Below are 586 nucleotides of genomic sequence, written 5' to 3'. Positions count from 1 at the left end.
TTCCTTCCCAAGTTTTATGGGTTAGTACTTCTTTACCATTTTTATCATATGAGAATTCATCCCAAGATACATCAAATTGAGCAACATATCCACCAGTATGATCAAGTGTCATTTTAGCACGAGAATATTCTGTAGTTGTAGTCTCAATATAATCTGTATTGTTATGAACAGCAGCAGTTGCGTTATCTTTTAAGAAAGTGCTTGTATATGAAATTGGATATGCTGGATTTTTAGAACTTAATTCTGCATTATCTTTAATGATATTTCGTATTTCATTAAAATCTTTTGTAACAACTTTGTTATGCTCTTTTGCATCTCCACCTAATACTACAGCGGTAAAGGTACTGTCTTCAAAAATATCTTTGTACTGTCCACTCGCTTCAACGCCTTGCCCCTTAATTAAGGCTTTAAAAGCAGTTTGTACATCTTTGCTCTTAGATGATGTTTCTAATTTCACATAAACTGTTCTACCATAAGCTACATTTGACACCATAACAGGCGGAGCCGTATTACTTACCCCTTTACGAGTTAACTCTGGAAAAGTAACACTATTATCAAAAAGATCTGATGGATTGTTAGGTAGTTC

1 protein-coding gene is annotated in these 586 nt (G+C 34.0%); it reads right to left on the bottom strand.

All coding sequences use genetic code 11. The annotated features are described in order from the left end of the window. Window positions 1–586: thiol-activated cytolysin family protein (locus CN288_RS28010; RefSeq protein ID WP_176527766.1), on the bottom strand; the 586-nt coding region annotated here is incomplete at both ends.

The organism is Bacillus sp. AFS023182, from assembly GCF_002560575.1.
Lineage (GTDB): Bacteria > Bacillota > Bacilli > Bacillales > Bacillaceae_G > Bacillus_A > Bacillus_A arachidis.
The sequence above is the reverse complement of the archived record's forward strand: the minus strand, read 5'-3'. Positions and strand labels throughout refer to the sequence as shown.